Source organism: Duganella sp. Dugasp56, from assembly GCF_047304105.1.
Taxonomy (GTDB): Bacteria; Pseudomonadota; Gammaproteobacteria; order Burkholderiales; family Burkholderiaceae_D; genus Rugamonas; species Rugamonas hordei.
The window spans coordinates 97,730-118,564 of the sequence record NZ_JBGLYQ010000011.1 but is presented as its reverse complement, the minus strand read 5'-3'; the positions used below and the strand labels follow the sequence as shown (position 1 = coordinate 118,564).

13 protein-coding genes are annotated in these 20,835 nt (G+C 67.5%); 8 read left to right on the top strand and 5 right to left on the bottom strand.

Features of this window, described 5'->3' with window-relative positions:
• Positions 1-4 precede the first annotated feature (4 nt).
• The 3 genes from ACCD07_RS09975 to ACCD07_RS09965 form a co-directional block, all read right to left on the bottom strand.
• The gene (locus ACCD07_RS09975) at positions 5-1,501 is read right to left on the bottom strand and encodes a carotenoid oxygenase family protein (protein WP_413447244.1); all 1,497 of its coding nucleotides are present in this window, start codon (positions 1,499-1,501) and stop codon (positions 5-7) included.
• Positions 1,502-1,512: 11 nt separating this feature from the next.
• Positions 1,513-1,929, bottom strand: a complete 417-nt coding sequence (locus tag ACCD07_RS09970) for a DUF2141 domain-containing protein (protein WP_413447243.1) — start codon at positions 1,927-1,929, stop codon at positions 1,513-1,515.
• A 149-nt stretch (positions 1,930-2,078) separates the two neighbouring features.
• Complete coding sequence (locus ACCD07_RS09965) at positions 2,079-4,748, bottom strand: ATP-binding protein (protein WP_413447242.1); 2,670 nt, start codon at positions 4,746-4,748, stop codon at positions 2,079-2,081.
• A gap of 172 nt (positions 4,749-4,920) precedes the next feature.
• Here ACCD07_RS09965 and ACCD07_RS09960 point away from each other — a divergent pair, with 172 nt between their 5' ends.
• The 4 genes from ACCD07_RS09960 to ACCD07_RS09945 all read left to right on the top strand — a co-directional run bounded on the left by ACCD07_RS09960 (position 4,921) and on the right by ACCD07_RS09945 (position 11,017).
• On the top strand, positions 4,921-8,592 hold the full coding sequence (locus ACCD07_RS09960; protein WP_413447241.1) for a CHASE domain-containing protein: 3,672 nt from the start codon (positions 4,921-4,923) through the stop codon (positions 8,590-8,592).
• Between the two features lie 112 nt (positions 8,593-8,704).
• Positions 8,705-9,145, top strand: a complete 441-nt coding sequence (locus tag ACCD07_RS09955; protein ID WP_353398598.1) for a carboxymuconolactone decarboxylase family protein — start codon at positions 8,705-8,707, stop codon at positions 9,143-9,145.
• A 247-nt stretch (positions 9,146-9,392) separates the two neighbouring features.
• Positions 9,393-10,595 (top strand): hypothetical protein, encoded by a 1,203-nt coding sequence (locus tag ACCD07_RS09950; protein ID WP_413447240.1) that lies wholly within the window; start codon positions 9,393-9,395, stop codon positions 10,593-10,595.
• Between the two features lie 11 nt (positions 10,596-10,606).
• Positions 10,607-11,017: a hypothetical protein gene (locus ACCD07_RS09945; RefSeq protein WP_176650756.1), complete on the top strand. Its 411-nt coding sequence runs from the start codon at positions 10,607-10,609 to the stop codon at positions 11,015-11,017.
• Between the two features lie 33 nt (positions 11,018-11,050).
• Here ACCD07_RS09945 and ACCD07_RS09940 read toward each other — a convergent pair whose 3' ends face one another.
• Entirely contained in the window at positions 11,051-11,794 is a 744-nt protein-coding gene (locus ACCD07_RS09940) for an SDR family NAD(P)-dependent oxidoreductase (RefSeq protein ID WP_413447239.1), read from the bottom strand.
• Between the two features lie 118 nt (positions 11,795-11,912).
• Between ACCD07_RS09940 and ACCD07_RS09935 the strand changes: the two genes are divergently transcribed.
• Positions 11,913-12,815 carry a LysR substrate-binding domain-containing protein gene (locus ACCD07_RS09935; protein ID WP_413447238.1) on the top strand — a complete coding sequence of 301 codons (903 nt, stop codon included), beginning with the start codon at positions 11,913-11,915 and terminating at the stop codon, positions 12,813-12,815.
• Here the strand turns inward: ACCD07_RS09935 and ACCD07_RS09930 are convergent.
• Positions 12,796-14,178, bottom strand: a complete 1,383-nt coding sequence (locus tag ACCD07_RS09930; RefSeq protein ID WP_413447237.1) for an MATE family efflux transporter — start codon at positions 14,176-14,178, stop codon at positions 12,796-12,798. The two genes, ACCD07_RS09935 and ACCD07_RS09930, sit on opposite strands and share 20 nt — an antisense overlap.
• 144 nt (positions 14,179-14,322) lie before the next feature.
• Here ACCD07_RS09930 and ACCD07_RS09925 point away from each other — a divergent pair, with 144 nt between their 5' ends.
• The 3 genes from ACCD07_RS09925 (at position 14,323) to ACCD07_RS09915 (ending at position 20,601) form a co-directional block, all read left to right on the top strand.
• Positions 14,323-15,252, top strand: coding sequence for an ABC transporter substrate binding protein (locus ACCD07_RS09925; RefSeq protein ID WP_413447236.1), 930 nt, complete (start codon positions 14,323-14,325; stop codon positions 15,250-15,252).
• A gap of 115 nt (positions 15,253-15,367) precedes the next feature.
• Positions 15,368-16,510, top strand: a complete 1,143-nt coding sequence (locus tag ACCD07_RS09920) for an ABC transporter substrate binding protein (protein ID WP_176650929.1) — start codon at positions 15,368-15,370, stop codon at positions 16,508-16,510.
• Positions 16,510-20,601, top strand: coding sequence for an EAL domain-containing protein (locus ACCD07_RS09915; protein WP_413447235.1), 4,092 nt, complete (start codon positions 16,510-16,512; stop codon positions 20,599-20,601). The genes ACCD07_RS09920 and ACCD07_RS09915 overlap by 1 nt, the downstream gene beginning before the upstream one ends.
• The last annotated feature ends 234 nt before the right edge of the window (positions 20,602-20,835 follow it).

The window sequence follows — 20,835 nt, the reverse complement described above, 5'->3', positions numbered from 1 at the left end:
ATATTCAAGCCGGCAGAAAGTTACCATGAAAGCAAAGCGGCGCGCGATATGGCAAGCGCGCCAACGCCCTCGGACCGGCCTTGATGTTGTGCGCATCAAACACCGTCAGCACCGTCTGGCCGCGCCGCGCGTCCTGCGCCACGCCGACCAGGTAGCCGTCGGTTTCCGAGCCCGCGCCGGTGCCGGCACCTCGGCGCGGCACCAGCACGTGCTCCTCGACCTGCCAACCGGCGTCGAAGCGGTAGCTGTCGGCCTTGCCGCTGTCGGTGTCGATCAGGTTGACGGTGTTGAGGATATGTTCAGCGCCTGCGCTGGCGCCCAGCACGGCCAGCTTGCGATGGCGCGCCGACACCACCTGCGGCGCCACCCGTGGAAACTCGCCGACGCCGAACAGCCGCGCCTCGCGCGCCTGGCCGGCGGCATAGTCCAGCGTGATCTGCACCGTGCTGCTGGAGCCGGCACTGTATGGAATCGCCTCGCCGTGCATCGGCAACGCCAGCCTTGGCAGCATGTCGCCTTCGTGCATGACGCAGTCCAACCGGGTGCAGGCGCCGTCCTCGAAGGCGTTCCCGAGATGGAAGACCGAACGTCCAGGCAGTTCGAACACCTGGCGCAGCTGCAGCGTATCCTTGGCGACGACCACCGCGCGCAGCGGACGCTCGCCGTTCCACTGCAGGCTTTCGCGCAAGCTCAAATCGTCGCCGGGACGCATGTCGTAAGGCGGCACCAGGAAGATCAGGTGGCGCCCGCTGACGACGAAATCATGCACCATATTCAGTTGCGGCACGTTGATCATGGCCGTGCGGGTCAGTTCACCGGCTGCGTTCAGGCGGTAGAGCACCAGGCGGTCGCTGCCCGGCAGATTACCGAAGTTCCACAGGCCGCCGTCCGGATCCATTTTGGGATGCGCCGAAAACGGCATCGCCTTCATGTCGTCGCGCCAGGTCTTGATGCCCCGCGTCTCCAGCGTCGCCGGGTCGACCTCCACCGCCGATCCGCCCTCCCACAGCGCATAAACGCGGCCGTTCAGCGGCAGCAGATTGGTGTTGGCGGCATTGACGGTGTCGTTGTTCCTGGCCGCCTTGCGATCGATATGGGTGCCGAAGGCCGGATACAGGAACTGCCCCGCCGCACTCTCCTCGGCGAACTTTTGCGTTGCCACGAAGCGTCCGCGATGGCTTACCTTGCCGCCGCCGATCTGCCAGCGCTGGGCAAAACCGTCGCCGTCGAACCAGTGATGGTAACGCTCTCCGCCCAGTTCGAAGCGCCCCGGCCCGTTGCGGTAAAAGACGCCGCGCAAGTCGTCGGGCAGGCTGCCATGGAGCACGGCGTCGCCGGACTGGTCGCCTTCAGAGCCGGCATACAGCGACAGCATGGGATTGCGCCCGAGGGCCTGGTGGAAGCTGCGCAAGGTGGCGCTGTCGGCCAGCGCGGTGCCGGAAGTGAGGCCGAGTGCGGCCAGGCCCATGCCGCGCGCGAGGAATTGACGACGGTTGTCCATGTCGCCCCCGATCAGCGCAGGCTGACGCTGGCCACTGCGCCGGCGGCCGGCACCTGGAAGCGCGCCGCCTCGTAGGCCGGTGGGCGTTGCTTGCCCATGGCGTTGTTGCTGAAGGCGTAGTCCTCGGTCGGCATGCCGATCAGGTTGCGATCCAGTTTGCCGTTGCCGTTGGCGTCGTGGTACAGCGCGAAGGCGTAGTCGCCGGCCGGCAGGTCCTTGACCGCGATCTGCACGGAACCGGCGGCGGCCGGCGCGACGACCGCACGGTATGGCTTGATCTGGAAGGTGTCGGCGGAATTGTACAAGGCCACCATGATCTGGCCCTGGGCGCTGGCCACGCCGGTGACGGCGATGGTCAGGTCGGCGGCGCGCGATGGCGTGCTGGCGGTGGCTGCGAGGATGGCGGCGGCAAGGATGGCAAGTCGCATGATGTGCTCCGGTGAGTGAATGTGCTTCCACTCTAGCCAGCGCCGCCCGGCTACGGCCGCCAATGCGACGAAATGCGCGCGCCCGGCGCGAAATGCAGTCCGGCGGCGCGAAATGCGCTGGAGGGCCACAGCAAAGTAGCTCAGGCAGCTCAGGAACGCAGGCGCGCCGGCAGATGGCGCGAGATAATCTCCAGCATCTGCTCGACATCGACCGGCTTGGGGATGAAGTCGTTCATGCCGGCGGCGACGCAGCGCTCCTGCTCCGACTGCATCACGCCGGCCGTCATCGCCAGGATGGGCAAGTCCAGCTTCAGTTCCTCGCGGATCGCGGCGGTGGCGGCAAAACCGTCCATGACCGGCATCTGCACGTCCATCAGCACGATATCGTAGTCGCCGCCGTGCTCGCGCAGGCGGTCCACCGCCAGCTGGCCGTTCTCGGCCACGTCGACGCTGGCGCCGGCGTATTCCAGCATGCCGCGCGCCACCACCTGGTTCAGCGGATGGTCCTCGACCAGCAGCAGGCGCAATCCCTTGAGGCACTGCTCGCCCGTCTCCTCATTCAGCGGCGCCACCGGCGCGGCTGGTTCGGTCCGCGCCAGCTGGAACGGCAGCGTGACGACGAATTCGCTGCCCATGCCCGGCGTGCTGCTGACGGCGATGCCGCCGCCCATCAGCTCCGCCAGCTGGCGGCAAATGGCCAGCCCCAGACCGGTGCCGCCATAGCGCCGCGTGGTGGAAGCGTCGGCCTGGTTGAAGGCTTCGAACAAACGGCTCTGCTGCTCCAGGTCCATGCCGATGCCGGTGTCGCGCACCACAAAGCGCAGGCCGACCGCGTCGGCGCCGTACTGGTACGCGGCATGGTACGCGGCGGCGCCGTCGACGCGCGCCACCCGCAGCGCCACCTGGCCCTGCGCGGTGAACTTGATGGCGTTGCCGACCAGGTTGATCAATATCTGCTGCAGACGCATGGCGTCGCCGACCAGCGACTGCGGCACGGCGCTGTCGGCGCCGATGGCCAGGCTGATGCCTCTGGCCTCCGCGTTCGGCATCATGACCTGCGCCACCGCGTCCAGCACTTCGTCCAGCTGGAAGACGGTGGGCGCCAGCTCCATGCGCCCCGCCTCGATCTTGGAAAAGTCCAGCACGTCGTTCAGGATGCCCAGCAGGACGTTGCCCGACGACCGTATCATGTCCACGTATTCCTTTTGCGGCGCGCTCAGCTCCGTGTTCCCCAGCAGGTAGGCCACACCCAGCACCGCGTTCATCGGCGTGCGGATCTCGTGGCTCATGTTGGCCACGAATTCGCTCTTGGCGCGGCTGGCGGCGGCGGCGCGCTGCTCGCCGGCGGCCTGCATCAGCTCCGCGTTCTTGCGGTCGGTGATGTCCATCGCCATCAGGTAGGTGCCCAGCACCTCGCCGCCGCCGGCGATATCGGGCACCAGGTCGACCATGAAATGCTGGACCTGGCCATTGAGGAGCAGTTCCCGTTCATAGTGCAGCCGGCGGCCGGACAGCGCCTGCCGCAAGTCGCCGTGCCAGGCTGCGGAAGCCTCGCCGAACACCTCGCTCACGGTCTTGCCCAGCATCGATTGCGGGTCGATGCCCCACTGCGTGCGATAGTGTTCGTTGGTGAACAGGTAGCGCAAGTCGCGGTCCAGGTAGGCCACCAGCAGCGGCAGGTTGTCGGCCAGGATGCGCGCGCGCTTTTCGCTTTCGTAGGTGCGCATCTGCGCCGCCTCCCGCTCGGCCATCAGGCGGTAGAAGGCGCCGCTCAATTCGCCGATTTCATCCTTGCGGTCCAGCTGCAGCACCTGGATGCCGGCGTGGCTGTCCTTGACCTCGGCGATGTTGCGGCGCAGCCGCTGCAGGGGGTGCAGCAAGCGCGCGATACCCAGCCACGCCAGCACGCCCGCCAGCCCGGCGAACACCGTCGATGCGATGGCCGCCTCGTAGCGCAATTCGCGCAGCGGCGCCAGCGCCTCGTCGCTGGGGAAGCGCGCCGCGGCGATCCAGCGCGCGTGCTGCAGGCGGCGATACGAATAAATGCCCTTGACGTGATCCTTGTTCTCCGCCTCCATCCAGCCCTGGAAGCCCTCCAGCGCCTTTTGCGTGGCCAGATTGACGCCGGGGCGCTCGTTGATGCTGTGCAGGATGCGCTTCTTGTCCGGATGGCTCAGCAAAATCCCTTCGGCCGTCATGATGAAGTTGAAGCCGGTGCTGCCCGGCTTGAGCGCGCTGAGCGCCTCGAACGGCGCGTAGTGCAGCAGGTTGATGCCGCCGGCCAGCACCAGCACGACGCGGCCGTCGGCGTCGAAGACCGGCGCCGAGATCAGCACCGTCGGCGCGCCGGCCAGCTTGCTGGCGAATGGCGCCGACACCTGGCCGCGCCGCCGTTTCAGCGTCTGCACGAACCAGTCGGCGCCGGCGGCGCTGTACTGCTGCTCGGGCATGGCCTCTTCCATGGCGCTGGTCAGCACGCCCTGGCCGTCATAGATTTCCAGATAGGAGAACTGGCCGCGCGCCGTCGGCCGCGCCAGCAGGTAGGCCCGCAGCGCCGCCGGATCGCGCAGCGTCGCCGCCGGCAGCGATTCGGCCAGCGCCGCCAGCACCGCCTTCTTGCCGGCCAGGTGCTCGTCGATGTGGGCGGCGGCCCCGGACAGCAGCGCGTATTGCTGGCTGCCGATCACCTCTTTCATGTCGCGCTCGGCCAACATCAGCGCCACCACAGTCACCGTGACGGTGGCGCCCAGCACCAGCAGCATGACCAGGCTACTGAGCCGGAACCTGAGAGTGGACGGCAAAAACTTTTTGAACGCCATGGGCAGCGCGCACTCGCTAGAAAGATGATATCAAAGTATTACATGTCGCAGGCCTGTTTGGCTACGTCCGCTCACTATAAACCCGACAAATGCGGCTGTGGCGCCGCACACACATTCCCAGGTCTGTTTTCGGGGTATAGTGGTTGCTTACGAGACAACCCCATCATCTGCCATGCGCGCAGCTTACGATCCGGTTACCACGGCGGCCTCCCACCCGGGCCGAGGCCCCGCTCCGCTGGCACTGGTGCTGCTGACGGCTTGCTACTTCCTGATCGCGCGCGCCAGCCTGCTGCTGGCCTTTGCCACCTCCAACGCCACGCCGGTCTGGCCGCCGTCGGGCATCGCCTTCGCCGCCGTGGTGGCGATGGGCTACCGCGCCTGGCCCGCCATCCTGCTGGGCGCACTGGCCGCCAACCTCGCCACCTTCACCGCCAACGGCGTGCCGTTCAGCGCCGGGCTGGTGACCGCCTCGCTGCTGATCGCGACCGGCAATACGCTGGAGGCGCTGGCCGGCGCCTGGCTGATGCGCCGCCACACCGACACCGCGCAGCCGCTGAGCCAACTGCAGGACGTCTACAAATTCGCGCTGATCGCGATGGCCATGTGCGTGGTCAGCGCCGGCATCGGCAGCATCACGCTGGTCGTCGGCGGCCTGGTGCCCGCTTCCGCCTACACCACCGTGGTGCTGACCTGGTGGGTCGGCGACACCGCCGGCGTGCTGGTGGTGGCGCCGGCGATCCTGGCCTGGCTCCGCCCCGGCGCCGGCGCCCGTGATGTGCAGCAGTCGCCGCGGCAGCGCTGGGCGGAGGCCTTGCTGTCGCTGGCCGCGCTGTCGGCCTTGATCGCGCTGGTGTTCGGCCGCCGCTATTCGGCCGGCGACGGCCTCGGATGGCTGCCCTATGTGTTCATGCTGTGCGTGGCCCAGGCCTCGTACCGCTTCGGCCTGCGCGGTGCCAGCCTGGCGTGCCTGCTGACGGCCGGCGGCGCGGTGCTGGGCAGCGTCAGCGGCCTCGGTCCGTTCGCCGTCGGCACGCTGAACGACTCCCTCATCGCGCTCGAGAGCTTCGTCGTGCTGTGCAGCCTGATCGGCATGGTGCTGTGCGCCGACGCCAGCGAGCGCCGGCGCATGAACGCCAGCGTCCGCGATCACAGCGCCGCGCAATGGGCCACGCTGCTGGTCGGCTTCGGCCTGACGGTGGCGGTCTGGCACCTCGTCGCGCTGAGCACCGAGCGCCGCGCGCGCGAACAGTTCGACGCCGAATGCGCCGAGATCACCGAACGCATCGAGCGCCGCATGGACTTGTACGAAGCGGGACTGCGCGGCGCGCAGGCGCTGTTCAAGGCCGAGCCGGAGCCCAGCCGCGCCCAGTTCCGCGCTTTCGCCGACGCACTGGATTTGCCGCGCAACTTCCCCGGCGTGCTGGGCCTGGGCTACGCCGCCTGGCTGCGGACCGGCCAGCACGAGGCGCTGGAGGAGCGCGTCCGCCGCCTGGACAACTGGGCCGGATTTCATATCTGGGCCGCCCCGGGCTCACCCTACGATCGCTCGATGTCGGCCGTGGTGCTGTATCTGGAACCGTCGCTGGGACGCAACCGGCGCGCCTTCGGCTACGACATGATGTCCGAGCCGATACGCCGCGCCGCGCTGCTGGAGGCGGCGCGCACCGGCGCGCCGGTGCTGTCGTCCAAGGTGGTGCTGGTGCAGGACGCGCCCGAGCTCGGCCAGCCCGGCTTCCTGCTGTACGTCCCGGTCTATCGCACGCAGGCGCGCTTGCCGGACAGCGCCGGCATGGAACAGCGCATGGCGGCGCTGCAGGGCTTCGCCTACAGCCCGATCCGCGCCGACGACCTGATGACCGGCCTGCTCGGCAACGCCGACAGCAAGGTGCGGCTGGAGATCTTCGACGGCGCCGGCACCGCGCCCGCCGACCATCTGTACACCAGCGCCCGCCGCGGCGCCGACGACTTGCAGAAGTACCCCAATCCCTACCGGCAGACGGCGCCGCTGACGCTGCTGCAGCACGGCTGGACGCTGCGCTTCACGTCGCTGCCGGCGTTTGAAAACTCGATCGACCGCCAGAAATCACACATCGTGCTGCTGGCCGGGGCCATTATCAGCCTGCTGTTCTTCGGCGTGGTGCGCGCGCTGACGGCGCGCCAGGCCTATGCCAGCGCGCTGGCCGAGGAAAAGACCGCCGCGCTGCGCGAGTCGGAAAGCTCGCTGATCGTCGCCCGCGACCTGGCCGAAGCGGCCAGCCGCGCCAAGTCGGAATTCGTCGCCAACATGAGCCACGAGATCCGCACGCCGCTCAACGCGGTGCTGGGCATGACTCACCTGCTGGGCAATACCACGCTGTCGCCGGACCAGCAGAAGTACCTGGAGATGATACGGTCGTCCGGCAATTCGCTGCTCAGCATACTCAACGACGTGCTGGACTTCTCCAAGATCGAGGCCGGCCGCATGGAGCTGGCGCCGGCGCCGTTCCAGCTGAGCGCCGTGCTGGAGGCGATCGCCACCATCATGACCGTCAATTCGGGCGAGAAGGACCTGGAGCTGGCGATCGGCGTGGAACCGGACGTGCCGCAGTCGCTGCTCGGCGACGGCCACCGCCTGCAGCAGATCCTGATCAACCTGGTCGGCAACGCCATCAAGTTCACCGAGAAGGGCTCGGTCTTCGTGCTGGTGGAGCTGGCCGGCGCCACGCCCACCGGCGAAGCGACCCTGCGCTTCACGGTGCGCGACAGCGGCATTGGCGTGCCGGCGGACCAGTTGGCGCTGTTGTTCGCGCCGTTCTCGCAGGGCGATGCGTCGATGACGCGGCGCTTCGGCGGCACCGGCCTCGGTCTGACGATCTCGCGCCGGCTGGCGGCGCTGATGGGCGGCGCCATCGAGGTCCAAAGCACGCCGGGCAGCGGCAGCGTCTTCACGCTGACGGTGCCGCTGCAGCGCGCCGGCGAAGCGGCGCAGCCGGGCGCCGTCGCCACCGTCCGCCATCTGCTGGTGGTCGACGACGACGAGGTCAGCGCCGACTACCTGTGCCGCACCGTCCGCGCGCGGGGCTGGAGCGCCGACCGCGCCGGATCCGGCGAACTGGCGCTGTCGCTGCTGCGCGGCGCCGCGCGCTACGACGCGGTGCTGGTCGACTGGAACATGCCCGGCCTGAACGGCCTGGAAACCATGCAGGCGATCCGCGCCGCCATGCCGGACGAGGGGCCGGCCGTGGTGCTGATGGTCAGCGCCTTCGGCCAGGGCAAGCTGCTGCACACGAACGGCGCGCAGGCCGCCGACGCGGTGCTGCTGAAGCCCGTCACCACGGCGCGGCTGGGCGAAACGGTGCTGCAGGCGCTGGACTATGCGCGCGACCGCGCCGCCAGCGCCGGCGCCGGGGATGCAGCGGCCGTCGCGGCGCCGGCGGCGGACGGCGGCCCGCCGGCAGGCCTGCGCATCGACGGCGTACGCATCCTGCTGGTCGAGGACAATCCGATCAACCAGCTGGTGGCCCAGGCCATGCTGTCGCACGCCGGCGCCTCCATCGACGCCGTCGACAACGGCCGCGCCGCGCTGGACCGGCTGCGCAGCGACGGGCACCGCTACGACCTGGTGCTGATGGATGTGCAGATGCCGGAAATGGACGGCTTCGAAGCGACCGCCAGGATCCGCCATGAGTTGAAGCTGGAGCTGCCGGTGCTGGCCATGACGGCCGGCGTCATGCTGTCCGAGCGCGAGCAGTGCATCGCCTCCGGCATGAACGATTTCATCGCCAAGCCGATCGACGTCGAGCAGATGCTGCGCGCCATCGCCCGCAACCTGCCCGCCGCCCAGCGCGCCGCCGCCGGGCGCTGAGCACTCCATCGCCATCAGTGGTCTACCCGTTTTAGGCCGGATTGGCCACCCGCAGTCAATGATTGGCCTCCTAAAATGGTTGCACCAACCAACCACCTTGAAGGAAAAGATCATGCATGCACGTACCGACTTCTACACCGCCTCTCCCGACGCCATGAAAGCGATGGTCGCGCTGGAAGTGGCGGTCAGCAAACTGGGACTGGAGCCGTCGCTGCTGGAACTGGTGAAGCTGCGCTCCTCGCAGATCAACGGCTGCGCCTTCTGCGTCGACATGCACACCACCGATGCGCGCAAGGCCGGCGAAACGGATCGCCGCCTGCATGGCGTCAGCGTCTGGCGCGAGACGCCGTTCTTCACCCCGCGCGAACAGGCGGCGTTGGCCTGGACCGAGGCCCTGACCTCGCTCGCCACCACCCACGCGCCGGACGCCGACTACGAACTGCTGCAGGCCCAGTTCTCGCCGAAGGAGCAGGTCGACCTGACGCTGGCCATCAACACCATCAACGGCTGGAACCGGCTGGGCGTCGGCTTCCGCAAAATGCCGGCGCTGTAGGCGCGCGTCGCGCATAAAGTGTGACATCGCGGCCAGGCTGCGCCAGATCAAGAAACGGCAGACATCCTTTAGACAAGCTTGCCGTTTGCATCACGTGATAGCGCTTCCAGCGCCGCGATCGTTGCCACTGCACAACGGAATTGTGACATTCCGGTATAAAACACACACAAGTACGCCTCCCCGGTCCACACTAAATAAGGCGCAAAACACATACAAGACGACGCCATTAACCTCTGGAGGGTACACGATGAAACAACCCAAGCTTGCGATATCAGCCTTAGCAATCCTCAGCGCCTTCGCCGCCACCGCCCACGCGCAGGACGGCATGCCGATCACCATCAGCGGCTTCGGTACCGGCGCCCTGACCATGACCAATTCCGATCAAGCAGAGTTCAACCGGGTCAACCAGGCCGCCGGCGTCGGCAAGGACGCGCGCGCCGGGGTCGATTCGAACTTCGGCATCCAGGCCACGGCGAAATGGAGCGATACGATTTCCTTTACCGCGCAAGGGCTGGTGCGCAAGAACGGCTCCAACGACCAGTTCGGCGCCGAGCTGGCGTGGGCCTTCGCCAAGATCAAGCTGAATGACGATTTCTCCGTGCGCCTGGGGCGTATCGGCCTGCCGGTGTACATGATTTCCGACGTGCGCAACGTCGGCTACGCCAACACCATGCTGCGGCCGCCGAATGAAGTGTACCGCCAAGTCACCGTCGACAATGCGGACGGCGGCGACGTGGTGTACCAGCACAGCTTCGGCGACACCACCGTGACGGCGCAGGCGGCGGTGGGCCGCTCCAAGGTGCGCGCGCCCGGCAATTACTACGTCGAATTCAAGCCGGTGGTCTCGACCCAGCTGGTGGTGGAGAACGGTCCGTTCACCTATCGCCTGGGCCGCTCGCAAGCCACCTTCGGCATCTACAACAACCCCAGCCTGACCGGCCTGGTGGGCGCGTTGAAGCAGTTCGGCCTGACCGCCGTCGCCAACCAGGTGCCGCTGACCGATGTCAAGGGCACGTTCACCTCGGCCGGCATCGCGATGGACTACAACAACATCATCGGCCAGGCCGAATACGCCAAGCGCAAGACGGATACGCGGCTGGTGCCGGACACCAGCTCCTGGTACGTCATGATGGGCTACCGCTACGGAAAATTCGTGCCGTACGCCTCGTATGGCGACGTCAAGCAGGACAGCATCCGCAGCTTCAGCACGCTGCCGACCACCGGCCCGCTGGCCGCGCTGAGCGCCGGCGCCAATGGCGCCATCAAATCGGGCCTGCAATCGTCCACCGCGATCGGCGTGCGCTGGGACTTCTACAAATCGGCCGCGTTCAAAGTGCAGATGGACCGCGTCAAGACCCGCGACGGCGCCGGCTACTTCCTGAATCCGAAGCCGGGTTTCGCGGGCAGCACCGTCAACGTCTACGCAGCAGCCATCGATTTCGTCTTCTGAGGAGAACCATTATGAAAACGACTATCGGTAAATTGCTGCTTGCGGCAGGCACCTGGCTGGCCGTCGCGCCCGTGTTCGCGACGGAAATCGTGGTCATCGTCAACCCGAAGAATCCGGCCACGCGCATGTTCAGCGAACAGGCCGGCCAGTTCTTCCTCGGGAAATCGACCCTGTTCACGCCCATCGAGCACACCGACGGGCCGCTGCGCAACGAGTTCTATAAAAAGGTGCTGGACAAGGACAGCACGCAGGTAAAGGCGATCTGGTCCAAGCTGGTATTTACCGGCAAGGCCTCGGCACCCAAGGAACTGGGCTCCAGCGCCGAGGTGAAGAAGGCGGTGGCGGCCGACGTCAGCGCCATCGGCTACATAGAAAAGTCGGCGGTCGATGACACCGTCAAGGTGATCCTCACCGTGCAATAGAAAAAGAAGGCGCCGCAAGGCGCCTTCTCAGTTTTAAATCTGCGCGATGCCGCCGTCGACAAACAGCTCGATGCCGTTGACAAAGCTGCTGTCGTCCGATGCCAGGAACAGCACGCCCTTGGCAATCTCGTCCGGCTCGGCCAGGCGGCCCATCGGCACCAGGCTGGCCAGATGGCCGAACAGGCCGTCCTTGTGCTCGGCCGGCACCAGTCCCGCCAGGCCCGGCGTGCCCACCGGACCGGGGCTGATGACGTTGACGCGGATGCGGCGCGGCTTCAGGTCCAGCAGCCAGGAACGGGCGAAGTTGCGCACCGCCGCCTTGCTGGCGCTGTACACGCTGAAATTCTCCGTGCCCTGCACCGAGGTGGTCGAACCGGTCAGGATGACCGAGGCGCCGTCCTTCAGCAGCGGCAGGGCCTTCTGCACAGTGAACAGCGTGCCGCGCACGTTGGTGCCGAAGACGCGGTCGAAGTGTTCTTCGGTGATCGCGCCCAACGGCTGCATGTCGCCGCCACCGGCGTTGGCGAACAGGATGTCGAGCTGGCCGGAGCGCTTGCCGATTTCCGCATACACCCGATCCAGATCCTCCAGCATGGCCGAATCCGCGCGCACGCCGACCGCGCCGTGGCCGATGGCCTCCGCCGCCGCATCCAGCTCCTGCTGGCGGCGGCCGGTGATGTACACCTTGGCGCCCTGTTTGGCGAATTCCAGTGCGGTCGCCAGGCCGATGCCGGTGGTGCCGCCGGTGACCAGCGCTACTTTGCCTTCGAGTTTCATGATGTGCTCCTTCAGTGGTTGAGTGCATCCACTGTAAGCCCGGCAGATTATTCGATAAAGTAGCTACAAATGAATACTTTATTCCCCTGTGTGTATAATTAAGAACACAGGAGAAACCATGGACCAGCTACTCGCAATGCGCACCTTTGCCCGCGTGGTGGAAGCGGGCACCTTCACCAAGGCCGCCGATTCGCTGCAGATGCCCAAGGCCAGCGTGACCAAGCTGGTGCAGTCGCTGGAGACGCATCTCGGCGTCAAGCTCCTGCAGCGCACCACGCGCCACGTATCGGTCACCGCGGACGGCGCTTCCTACTACGAGAAGGCCACGCGGCTGCTGAAGGACCTGGGCGACATCGACAGCAGCTTCGGCGCCGCGCACGGCTCGCCACGCGGCCATCTGCGGGTGGACATGGGTTCGTCGTTGGCGACCCGCATCATCGTGCCGGCGCTGCCGGAGTTCCTGGCCCGCTATCCCGGCATCCAGCTGGACCTGGGTGTCAGCGACCGCCATGTGAACCTGATCAGCGACAACGTCGATTGCGTGATACGCGGCGGCCCGGTGACGGACCTGTCGATGGTGGCGCGCCAGGTCGGCAAGGCGGCCTGGATCACCTGCGCCACGCCCGGTTATCTCGCGCGGCACGGCACGCCGAGACATCCGTCGGAACTGGAAGGCGACCACCGGGTGGTGAGCTATCTGTCGGCCAGCACCGGGCGCGCGATGGCCATGCATTTCTCGCGGGGCGGCGAGAAGCTGGAAATCCGGGTGCGCCACGCGGTCGGCGTCAACGAGAGCAATGCGCACTTCGAGGCGGGGCTGGCGGGACTGGGCATTATCCAGACCTTCGACTACCTCGCCCGCGCGCACATCGACAGCGGCGCGCTGGTGCCGGTACTGAAGACCTGGCAGCCGGCGCCCTACCCGTTTTACGTGGTGTTTCCGCCCAACCGGCACCTGAGCAACCGCGTGCGGGTGTTCATCGACTGGATCGCGGAACGCTTCAGCCTTCAACCACGATGACGGGCCGCAGCCGCTTGCGCGAGGCGCGCGCGTGCGGCACCCAGGCGTGGGTCTGCCAGCGCCGCCACATGATCAGGCCGCGTATCCATTCGTCGGCCGCGTAGGCGATCCACACGCCGGGCAAGCCCCAGCCCAGCACCACGCCCAGCAGCCAGCTGCCGCCGGCCAGCACGAACAGCATCGAGAAGGCGCCGGCCATCACCGGAAAGCGCGCGTCGCCCGCCGCGCGCAGCGCGTTGATAACCACCAGGTTGAAGGTGCGGCCCGGCTCCAGCAGCACCGTGATCCACAGCAGCGTGGCGCCGGCGGCGATGATCTCCTGGTCCTGCGTGAACCAGCCCAGCAGCCAGCGCCCCAGCAGCGCGGCGCAGGCGGCGATCAGCACGCACACCACCAGCCCGCGCGCCAGCGCGCGCCGCACCACGCCGTGCGCCTCGCGCAGCCGGCCGGCGCCGATCAGGTAGCCGACCACGATTTCCACCGCCAGCCCGGTGGCGATGCTGAACATCATGACGCCGCCCATCAGCTGCAGCACGTAAGCCTGCGTGGCCAGCGACCTGGCGCCCAGCTCCGCCGCCGTCGCCACGCTGACCATGAAGGCCAGGCGCCAGGCGATATTTTCCGCCGCGCCGGGCAGGCCGATATGCAGCACCGCCGCCAGCTCGCGCCGCGGCAGGCGCCACCAGTCGTCGCGCGCCACGCGGATGCCGAGGTGGACGCGCCACATCAGCAGGTGCAGCGCCAGGCCGATGGCGCGGCTGATCGCCAGCGCGACCGCGTAGCCGGGCAGGCCCATGGCCGGGATCGGGCCCCAGCCGTGCATCATCGGGATCGCCAGCGCCAGGTGGCTGACGTGCATGATCACCAGCACCACCAGCGTGTCGCGGGTGCGCAGGTGCGCGCGCATCACGCCCGCCATCGATGCGTTCCAGGCGTCGAGCAGCATGGCCGGCGCCAGCGCCTGCAGCAGCGGCGCCGCCAGCGGCAGCACCTCGGCCGGCGCGTTGAGCAGATGCAGCAGGCCGTGGGCGCCCAGCAGCGCCATCAGGCCGGTGACAGCGCCCAGCCAGGTGCTGGCGCCGACCACCGCGCAGGCGACCCGGTTGGCGGCGTCGCGCTGGTTGCCGCCCAGGTTCTGCGTGACCACCACGCTGACGCCGGCGCCGATGATGCGGAACAGGATGAACAGCGTGGCCGACACCTGGCTGGCGATGGCGAACGCGCCGCCGGCCTCGTCGGAGATGCGCGAGGCCAGCGCCGTGCCGATGACGCTGGAGGCGATCGCCAGCCCCAATTCGACGAGCAGGGGCCAGGCCAGGTTGAACATGGGCGGGGTGCGGATCGGCGTTTTGGTGGCGGGCATGGGATGATGGAAAGTAAGTGTTGCCTGTTTACCCGAGTTTATAACATGTGGAAGCGCTTTCAGCACTATCATTGAAATTTACTATCGCAGTAGAATCGTTAGCAAAGGATACACTGCGGCTGTTCCAATTTTGCCGCCACTGCCATGGTGAGATCGACCGTCCGAACCGTAGCCTGCGTCTGCGCCCTGTTGCTGGGCAGGCCGGCGCTCGCCCAGGCGCTGACGGTGCTGTATCCGGAGCTCGCCGATCCCTACCGCACGGTGTTCGCCGAGATCATCCAGGGCATCGAGGAGCAATCGAAGGCCAAGGCGCGCGGCATACCGCTGGCCGCCAACAGCGACCTGGTCGACCTGCGCAACACGCTCAAGAACGGCAAGGTGGTGATCGCGCTGGGGCGCCAAGGCATGAAGGCGGCCGGCACGCTGGATCCGTCGCTGGGCGTGGTGGTCGGCGGCGTGGCCGGCGGCGGCGCCGCGCCCGACGCCGAGCGCCTGCACGGTATCAGCCTGACGCCGGACCCGACCCTGCTGTTCGGCCTGCTGAAGAACCTGCTGCCGGGCGTGCGCCGCGTGATCGTGGTCTACAACCCGCAGGCCAACGACGCGCTGATACGGCTGGCGCGCGAGGCGGCGCGCGGCCTCGGCCTGGAGTTGACGGCGATCGAGGCCACCGACCTGGCCGGCGCCGCGCGCGCCTACGAAAGCCTGCTGGCCTCGGCCGACGGCCGCCGCGACGCGCTGTGGCTGCCGCAGGACGCCACCACCGTCGAGGAAACCACCATCCTGCCGCTGGTGCTGAAGGAATCGTGGGGCCGCAGCCTGCCCGTGTTTTCCAGCAGCGTGCTGCACGTCAGGAAAGGCGTGCTGTTCGGCCTGTACCCGAACAATGTCCAGCTGGGCCGCGACCTGGCCGCGCTGGCGCTGGCCATGCAAAACGGCGACGCCACCCGGCGCGGCCTGGTGCCGCTGCGGGCGGTGCGCACCGCGCTCAACTCGCGTACCGCCAGCCACCTCGGGCTCAATCTTGTATCTGCTCAGCAACGAAGCTTCGATGCTATATTCCCGGAACCGTAAAGCAATCTCTGCAATACCCAATTTTCTTTCTCTCAGGGAAAGACTCCGCTTATACTGTGAAGGCATCTTAACAACGCCCTTCTTTGGCGCCGCGGTAGTAGCAGTAAAGAGTCTGATGAAAAAAACAATATTTCTTGGCGGGCGCTTGCGATCGGCGGGCGCCCTGTTCTGCTTGACACTGGCCGGACCGGCGTGGGCGTCGGGTACGGCGCTTCCCTCCAGCGTTGCCGTGTTTGGCGCCGGCGCGGCTGCCGGCGGCATGCTGTTCGAACCGGCAGGCCCGGCCATTGCGGCCGCCCCCGCCTTTGCGGCGGCGCCGCGGGCCGACGTGCGCACGGTCACCCTGGCCCAGCTGGAAGACCAGTTGCGCCGTCCGGAAGTGCAGGCCTCGATCGGCAAGGGCACGATCGCCGTCGTCTATCCGAATGCGGAGGAGCCGTTCCGCTCCGCCTTCATCGCCATGATCCAGGGCATCGAGGAACGCACCAAGCTCAAGGTGCGCAGCTATCCGGTCGATCCGCGCGTCGATACCGCCGAACTGAACGCCACGCTTAAGCGCAACGGCACCAAGGTCGTCATCGCGCTGGGCCGCCAGGGCTTGAACGCCACGGCCGGGCTGGACCGCGAAATCGCCGTGCTGGCCGGCGGCGTGCTGCTGCTGTCCGAGGCCGAGAACGTGATGGGCATCAGCATGACGCCCGATCCGGCCATGCTGTTTTCCAAGCTGCGCGCGCTGCTGCCCGAGCTCAAGCGCGTGATCGTGGTCTACAACCCGCAGAAATCCGAATGGCTGATCAAGCTGGCGCGCGAGGCGGCCAAGGCGCAGGGACTGGAACTGCAGGCCCACGTGGCCGGCGACCTGTCGCGCGCGGCCCAGCTGTATCCGCAGCTGATCGCCGCCGCCGACAACCGCCACGACGCCGTCTGGCTGCCGCACGACAGCACCACCGTCGAGGAAAGCACGATCCTGCCGCTGGTGCTGCGCGAATCCTGGAACAGCGGCGTGCCGCTGTTCTCCAGCAATGCCTTGCACGTCAAGAAAGGCGCGCTGTTCGCGATGGCGCCCGACAACGTCGAGCTGGGCCGCACGCTGGCCAGCTCGGCGATGGGCGTGATCGCCGGCGACGTCCGCCGCCGCGCGCTGGTGCCGTTGCGCGAGCTGCAGACGGCAATTAATTTACGGACGGCCAGCCACATCGGCCTCAACCTGGGCGCGCTGCAGCAGCGCAGCTTTGACTTCGTTTATCCGCAGCCCTGATGATGAAAATGTTCCGCAACTTCCTGCGCCGTACCGGTTTCCAACGACAGCTGACGATGATCGTGTCGGCCGCCATCCTGGGCCTGGCGGTGTTCTCCGCATTGATGAACTCGTGGGAAGCCAACGCCCGCATGCGCGACTACTTCATCGGCCAGGGCCAGCGCATCGCCGACAACCTGGCGCGCCAGAGCACGCTCGCGCTGCTGTTCCACTCGTCCGAAAACGCCCGCGACGTGGTCAATTCGACGCTGTCCTTCCCCGACGTGGCCGGCCTGCAGATCATGGACGCCAGGCGCACGGTGCTGCTGTCGAAGGTGCAGGACGGCGCCCGCCTCAACGACGCCGCGCTGGCGATCGCGGTGCCGGCGCACGCCGGCCTGGTCGGCGAGAACGCCGACGGCTGGATGTTTGCCGCGCCGGTGTACGGCGGCCAGAGCGAGGCGTCGCCGTTTGAGTTGCAGGAGCATCAGCAGCAACTGCTCGGCTATGTGCACGTGCAGATCGGCAAGGACACGCTGAAGCAGCTGACCTGGTCGCTGTTGCTGGGCAACCTGGCGCTGACGCTGTCGTTTGCCGTGGTGCTGCTGGTGCTGGGCCGCTTGCTGACGCGCCACATGATCAATCCGCTCAACGCGCTGTCGACCTTGATGCGCCGCGCCGAATCCGGCGAATCGGGCATGCGCGCCGCGCCCGCCGGCCCGCGCGACCTGATCGAGATGGCGCACGCCTTCAACCAGATGATGAACGTGCTGGAACAGCGCGAGGCCGAGCTGAAGGAATCGCGCGACGCCGCCGTCAACATGGCGCAGATGAAGGCGCAGTTTGCCGCCACCGTCAGCCACGAGGTGCGTACGCCGCTCAACGGCGTGGTCGGCATGCTGGACATGCTGAAGGAAACCCGCTTGAACCAGCGCCAGCAGGAGTTCGTCGACGTCGCCTGGAACTCGTCGCGCACGCTGATCGCGCTGATCAACAACATCCTCGACTTTTCCAAGATGGAAGCGGGCAAGCTGAAGCTGGAGGAAACCGAGTTCCACCTCGGCACGCTGATGGCCGAAGTGATGGAACTGGTGGCCCGCCCGGCCCAGCAAAAAGGCGTGGGCATAGGCTGGACCATCGCGCCGGACGTGCCCGAGCGCATCTGCGGCGACTCGCTGCGGCTGCGCCAGATCCTGATCAACCTGCTGGGCAACGCCGTCAAGTTCACCGAGCACGGCGAGGTGGCGGTCAGCGTCGCGCTGGCGCCGGTCGGCGACACGGAATTCGGCCTGTCGTTCGAAGTGCGCGACACCGGCATCGGCATGAGCGAGGAAGTGCGCCGCCACCTGTTCGAAGCCTATGTGCAGCCGGATCCGACCACCACGCGCCGCTACGGCGGCACCGGCCTCGGCCTGGCGATCTGCAAACAGCTGGCCGAGCTGCTGGGCGGCCAGATCGGCGTGCACAGCGTGCTGGGCAGCGGCACCACCTTCACCTTCTCGATCTGCTGCCGTCCGGCGCCCGAGCAGGACGGCGCGCCGGCCGCACTGCCGGCGCCGGCGCCGGCCTCGCTGCCGGAGCGCCAGTTCCGCGTGCTGGTGGCCGAGGACAACCGCACCAACCAGATGGTGGCCGCCGGCATGCTGGCGATGAACGGCTGCGTCTGCGAATTCGCCGCCGACGGCGTCGAGGCCGTGCGCGCAGCGCAGCGCGAGCGCTTCGACCTGATCCTGATGGATTGCAGCATGCCGGAAATGGACGGCTACGAAGCCACCGCCCACATCCGCCTGGCCGAACTGGCGCTGGGCCGGCGCACGCCGCTGGTGGCGATGACCGCCAACACCCAGGTCGGCGACGCCGAGAAATGCCTGGCCGCCGGCATGGACGATTACCTGGCCAAGCCGATCACGCTGGTCGAGCTGCGCCGCAAGCTGGAGAAATGGCTGCCGCACACCGGCCTGCTGGCCACGCCCGGCCACGCCGCGGCCATGCCGGCGCCGGTCCTGCCGCCGGCGCCCGTGTCGCCCCCGTCGCCAACGTCGGCCGGTCCGGGTCCGGTCGACCAGGCCGTGTTCGACAAGCTGCGCGAGGTGCTGGGCGACACCCTGCCCCACGCCATCACGCCCTACCTGGAAGACACGCCGGCCTGCCTGGACGAGCTGGAACACGCGGTCCACGCCAACGACATGGACACCGCGCGCATGCGCGCCCACGCGCTGAAAGGCTCGTCGAGCAACTTCGGCGCCGACACGCTGGCCGGCCTGGCGTTCCAGGCCGAACAGTTCGCCGCCGCGCGCGAGCCGGCGCAGATCGTGCCGCTGCTGGCGCCTTTGCGCGCCCACTACGACACGCTGGCCGCCTTCCTGTACGGCGAAATCAGCGGCGTCCACCCCGAGACGCCGGCCGTCGGCGACGACACCCCGCAGGTGCTGGTGGTCGACGACGACCGCAGCACCCGCAGCACCCTGCGCCACACCCTGCAGCGCGACGGCTTCCGCGTCGAGGAGGCGGCCGACGGCGCGCAGGCGCTGGCGATGCTGGCGCGCTTCCAGCCGGACGTGATCCTGATGGACGCGATGATGCCGGTGATGGACGGCTTCACCGCCTGCGCCCGCATGCAGGAACTGCCGAACGCCGCCGACATCCCGGTGCTGATGATCACCGCGCTGCAGGACAACTCGTCGGTCGAGCGCGCCTTCGCCGCCGGCGCCAGCGACTACATCCCGAAACCTATCCACTACGCCGTGCTGTCGCAGCGGGTGCGCCGCATCATCGAAGCCAACCGGGCGGAAAAGCGCATCCGCCACCTGGCCTACAACGACGTGCTGACCAACCTGCCCAACCGCACCCTGTTCTTCGAGCTGCTGGGCAAGAGCATCGAGCAGGCCGGCCATGACGGCCGCCAGGTCGCCGTGCTGTTCATGGACCTGGACCGTTTCAAGTACGTCAACGACAACCTCGGCCACCACGTCGGCGACCGCCTGCTGCAGGCGGTCGCCAAGCGCGTGCGCACCGCCGTGCGCGGCGACGACACCGTGGCCCGCCTCGGCGGCGACGAATTCACCGTCGTGCTCAACGAGCTGGACAACCCGGCCTCGGCGGCCACCGCGGCCCACAACATCGTGCGCACCTTGTCGGCGCCGTTCCCGATCGACGGCCACGACATCTTCGTCACCGCCAGCGTCGGCATCGCCATGTACCCGCACGACGGCGGCGACGTCGCCACGCTGGTCAAGCACGCCGACAGCGCCATGTACCGCGCCAAGCGCACCAACACCGGCTTCCAGTTCTACGAGTCGTCGATGGAGCACTCGATTTCCGAGCACGTGCGGCTGGAGAGCGACCTGCGCCGCGCGCTGGAACAGCAGCACCAGCTGGAAGTGCACTACCAGCCGCAGGCCTGCCTGACCACCGGCCGCATCATCGGCATGGAGGCGCTGGTGCGCTGGCGCCACCCGACCCGCGGCATGATCGCGCCGGTGGACTTCATCCCGCTGGCCGAGGAAACCGGCCTGATCAATCCGCTCGGCGACTGGGTGCTGCGCACCGCCTGCGCCCAGCTGCAGCAGTTCGTCCGCGCCGGCCTGCCGCCGCTGCGGGTGGCGGTCAACCTGTCGGTGCGCCAGCTGCTGCAGAAGGACTTCGCCGCCTCGGTCGAGGCGGTGCTGGCCGACACCGGCCTGGCGCCGGACCTGCTAGAGCTGGAGATCACCGAGAGCACGCTGATGGAAAACGCGCAGGACACGCTGGCCGCGCTGCACCGCCTGCACTCGCTGGGCGTGCGGCTGTCGATCGACGACTTCGGCACCGGCTATTCCTCGCTGTCCTACCTGAAGCGCTTCCCGGTCGACATCATCAAGATCGACCGCTCCTTCGTGCGCGACGTGCCGCAGGACGCCGACGATGCCGCCATTGTCAGCGCTATCATCGCGCTGGCGCACAGCCTGCGGCTGGAGGTGGTGGCCGAGGGCGTGGAAACCGAGGCCCAGCTGAACTTCCTGCGCGGGCGCCAGTGCGACCTGATGCAGGGCTACCACCTGAGCCCGGCGGTCCCTGCCGAGCAGTTCGCCGCCCTGGTCAGCCGGCACGAGACCGCCCGCCTGCGCGCCTGAGGCGCCGCGCCGGCGGCGGCGCTTCCGGTCGTTTTCCGGTCAATTTACTACGCAATTTCCCGCGCAATTTTCCCCATTCCCCCGGGCCCAGGCCGGAAGCAAGCGCTTCCGGCCTTTTTTCGTCCGTTGTAAAGCCGACAGAATATTTTCATAAATTCTCACCAAATATAACACTTTGCCATATTTTTAAGCTATGATCTCGCACTGCAACAATTATTGTTTAATCACAATGTG